3 protein-coding genes are annotated in these 4,134 nt (G+C 62.0%); all 3 read right to left on the reverse strand.

Annotated features, from left to right (window positions below; genetic code table 11):
* Nucleotides 1-125 (reverse strand): DUF2934 domain-containing protein (locus OQK_RS30620; RefSeq protein WP_016774643.1); only part of this gene is annotated, 125 nt, incomplete at its 3' end.
* A 21-nt stretch (nt 126-146) separates the two neighbouring features.
* Nucleotides 147-2,921 carry a malto-oligosyltrehalose synthase gene (locus tag OQK_RS23945; protein WP_016774644.1) on the reverse strand — a complete coding sequence of 925 codons (2,775 nt, stop codon included), beginning with the start codon at nt 2,919-2,921 and terminating at the stop codon, nt 147-149.
* Nucleotides 2,918-4,134, reverse strand: a 1,217-nt coding sequence (gene malQ, locus OQK_RS31675; RefSeq protein ID WP_238537255.1) for a 4-alpha-glucanotransferase, incomplete at its 5' end; no start/stop codon positions are given. The genes malQ and OQK_RS23945, both read right to left, overlap by 4 nt.

Below are 4,134 nucleotides of genomic sequence, written 5' to 3' on the forward strand. Positions count from 1 at the left end.
AGCGCTTCGGCTTCGGCCAGCTTGCGCGCCATTTCCCAATGACGTTCTTCGTGGCCTTCAGGTTTCCCTTCCGACTCCCAGATCTGATAGGCGAATTCGCGAATGCGTTTATCGTCGGTGCTCATCGCAATGCTCCTGAACTGAACTCATGCTTGTGTTAAGTGTTGGATAAAGAGATTGACCGGGACATCCCCCAGCGCTTCGCTGACATTCAGCTCCCTGTTTTGTGTGACTACGCTGCTTGCAAAAAGTCCCTTCAGGTTTGCATCCGAAGCGGCAGACGGTAAAACCACCCGCGTATCGCCCCAGCGCAGCGCATCGACCTGCGGCATGGCACTGTTTTCCAGCAACGTCGCGCAACGCACCGGCACTACCACGATGGCCCGCACGCCTTCGTGTTCACGCGCGAATGCCAAGACGTTGTGCGCCTGACTGCCCAGTACTTCCAATGGCTGGTAATCGCCACGACGGAACAGCTCGCTGTGTTCCTTGCGCAGGTTCAACACCTCACTGATCAGCGCCTGTTTGATGCGCCCGTCACGCCAGTCCTTGAGCAGTTCGGTACCCGGCACAGATGCCTGCAACGCTTGCTCGCGGGCGCCGTAATCCACCGGCCGACGGTTGTCCGGGTCCACCAGACTGAAATCCCAGTACTCGTTGCCCTGGTACAGATCCGGCACACCCGGCACGGTCATGCGCAGCAAGGTTTGCGCCAGCCCGTTGAGCGCGCCGGCAGCGGCGATGCTGTTGACGGTCTTGCTCAGCGCCGCACGCAGCAACTCGCCTTCTTCACCGGTCAACAGCTTTTCCGTGAACGCCTGTGCTGCGTTTTCATACGCTTCATTCGGCGCGCTCCAGCTGCTTTGCAGCTTGGCTTCACGCAGGGCTTTCTGCTGCCATTGCCAGATGCGCTTGGCGTAATCGGCGAAACCGGCCTTGTCGTCGTCCTGCAGGTCCAGCGGCCAACTGCCGAGCAATGCCTGATAGAGGATCAGTTCGTCGCCAGCGGAAGGCGCGTCATCTTCGATGCGCACTGGGCGGGCGAGGGCGCGCCACAGTTCGACCTGATCGGCGTACCAATGGCTGCGTTCGCTGAGCACGGCCAGCCGGGCACGGGTGTCTTCGCCGCGCTTGTGGTCATGGGTGGCAGTCGCGAGCAGGTTGTCAGGAAACTCGGCCATGCGCTGTTGATTGACTTCGTGGAACTCGTTGACCGGCGCGCTGAATTGCTCGGTGTTGTAACCGACATCATTGCGCGACAGCAGCACCGCCGAACGATACAGCGCGGTATCTTCCACGGCTTTGGCTGCTGCCGGCGAAGTCAGTTGCTGGAAACGCACACAGGCATGCTTGAGGATCTTGCGCGAGCGCCCCCGTGGCTTGCGGCGCCAAGGCGTGCCGCCGAGCCAGCTGGCGACCGAGTCGAGCACTGGCCAGTCGGCTTCGCTGAGGGTTTGCCGGGCACCGTCCATGGCATGCTGGAAAATCGCTTCGTCCTGCTCGGAACGGCCCATGGCGCTGATGTAAGTGCGATAAACCGGGAAGTGCACGATCAACGCATGCAGCACGCGGCGAATCGCGCCCAGGGTCAGGTCGCGGGTCATCAGGTCATCACGCGCAACTTGATGCAGGGCTTGCGCGACACTTTCAAAATCGCTGGCCAGAGAGCCGTTGAGGATCTGCTGACGGGCCAGTTGCGCTTCTTCCATGAACGCAGCCGGGCGCTCGGTGCGGCGCTGCCAGAGCTCGCCGAGCACGTGTTCGCCGTCCGGGTCGTGTTGCAGCAGCGACAGCTGGTTCATGAACTCGTAACCGGTGGTGCCGTCGACGCTCCAGTCGCGGCGCAGGGTTTCGCCCTCGCCGAGGATCTTTTCGACATAGATCGGCAGATGACGCCCCGGCGCCAAGTGATCAAGTCGCCGACGCAATTTGCGGCAGTAGCCACGCGGGTCGGCAAGGCCGTCGATGTGGTCGATGCGCAAGCCGTCGACCAGACCTTCTTCGACCAATTGGAAGATTTTGCCGTGGGTCGCTTCGAACACCGCCGGACGCTCGACGCGCAGGCCGCCAAGCTCGTTGATGTCGAAGAAGCGCCGCCAGTTGATGTCGTCCGCCGCCGTGCGCCAACTGGCCAGGCGATAACTCTGCCGTTCCAGTAACTCGTGGAGCTTGTGGAAGCCTTCCTCAGTGGTGGAATCGTACTGTCCGAGGTTGCCTTCGATAGTCGCCAGAACACGCGGATCGCTCGCCAGCTCGCGCAACTCTTGCTTGAGCGGCATCGCCAGCGAATGTGCGTCGGTTTGGTAGCTGAGTGTGCTGAAGCGATCTGCCAGAGACTTCAGCGTGTCGTCGGACTTGAGCAGCTCGCCATAGTTGTTCGGGCAGATCGGAAAGTGGTGGTCGTAATGCTCGACGTAGAAGGTCCCGGTCTGCGCGTTGAATTTCAGCTTCAGCGTGCCTTCCTGCAACGCCACGCCGTAATCACTGCCAAGGAACGGCAGCAGCAACTGGCCTTCCATCAACGGGTCCGGCGAGTGCCACTGAATGTCGAAGAATTCGCCGTACGGGCTCAGGCGTCCCCATTCCAGCAAGTCGAGCCACCACGGGTTGTCGTTGCCGCCCACGGCCATGTGGTTGGAAACGATGTCGAGGATCAGGCCCATGTTGTGTTCGCGCAGGGTGCTGACCAGTCGGCGCAATGCCGGCTCGCCGCCCAGTTCCGGATTGACCTGGGTCGGGTCGACCACGTCGTAGCCATGCATGGAACCGGCGCGCGCCGCCAGCAATGGCGAGGCATAGATATGGCTGATGCCGAGGCGGGCAAAGTACGGCACCAGTGGCACCGCTTGTTCGAGGGTAAAACCCTTATGAAATTGCAGGCGCAAGGTGGCGCGCAGCGGCTGGATTTGCTGTTGATTCATTGGTCACGCTCAGAGGCTTGAAGGCGCGCGCAGGCTAGCAGTTCCAGGCGGCGGGCGGCATCGGGGCCGTCCAGCAACGCTTCGCTGGGACCGGGCAAACGTCGCGACCAGTTCGGATGTGAATCGGTGGTGCCAGGCAGATTCGGCTGCTCGTCGATACCCAGGGCGTCTTCCAGCGGCAGCAGCACCAGCGGCGCGCGGGTGTGGCCGAGGAAACGCACACTGGCATCGACCACTTGATCGGCTTCGTGGGACTCTTCGCGGAAATTCTGCGGATCCTGGCGCAGTGCATCGCGCAGGCCTTCGCGTTCACGCTCACGATGCCGACGCCAGTCGATTTCGCCGGTGGCATCGACCAGACCGAGGCGTGCATTCCAGTCGATGTCACGACCATGCCACCAACCATTAAGTGTCGGCAGGTCATGGGTGCTGGTGGTCGCCAGGGCATCATCCGGCCAGTCGAGAATCGGTTTGAAGCGGGTGTTGTCCTGTTCGAACAACAGCACGCGCATGCCCAGAATCGAACGTGCGGCGAGTTTTTCCCGCAGGCCTTCCGGCACGGTGCCGAGGTCTTCGCCGAGCACGATGGCCTGATGCCGATGGGATTCCAGGGTCAGCAGGCGCAGCATGTCGTCGAACGGGTAATACAGATAGGCGCCATCGGCCGGGGCGGCGCCGTTGGGAATCACCCACAGGCGTTGCAGGCCCATGACATGGTCGATACGCAAGCCACCGGCGTGGGCGAAGTTGGCGCGCAGCATGTCGATGAAGGCACGGAAACCGTTGCGGATCAGCCCTTCAGGCGAGAATGCGGAAATGCCCCAGCCCTGACCGCTACGATTGAGAATGTCTGGCGGCGCGCCTACGGTCAGCGAGGCGAGCAATTCATCCTGAAAACTCCAGGCCTGGCTGCCAGCGCCATCAGCACCGACGGCGAGGTCGGCGATCAGGCCAATGCCCATGCCGGCACTGCGCGCAGCAGTTTGCGCGCGTTCGAGGCAGCGATGGATCAGCCATTGGCAGAAGGCGAAATAACCGATGCGCTCGGCATATTCCTCGGCAAACGCGCCGAGCGCCGCGCCACGCGGATCGTGCCAGTGTTCCGGCCATTCGCGCCAGTCGAGACTTTCGCCACGGGCGGCGCGCATTTCCTGAATCGCTTCAAAGCGACAATGGTTTTCCAGCGCTTCGCCACCGGCATGGCGGAAACTGG

Source organism: Pseudomonas sp. R62 (genome assembly GCF_000257605.1).
Lineage (GTDB): Bacteria > Pseudomonadota > Gammaproteobacteria > Pseudomonadales > Pseudomonadaceae > Aquipseudomonas > Aquipseudomonas atacamensis.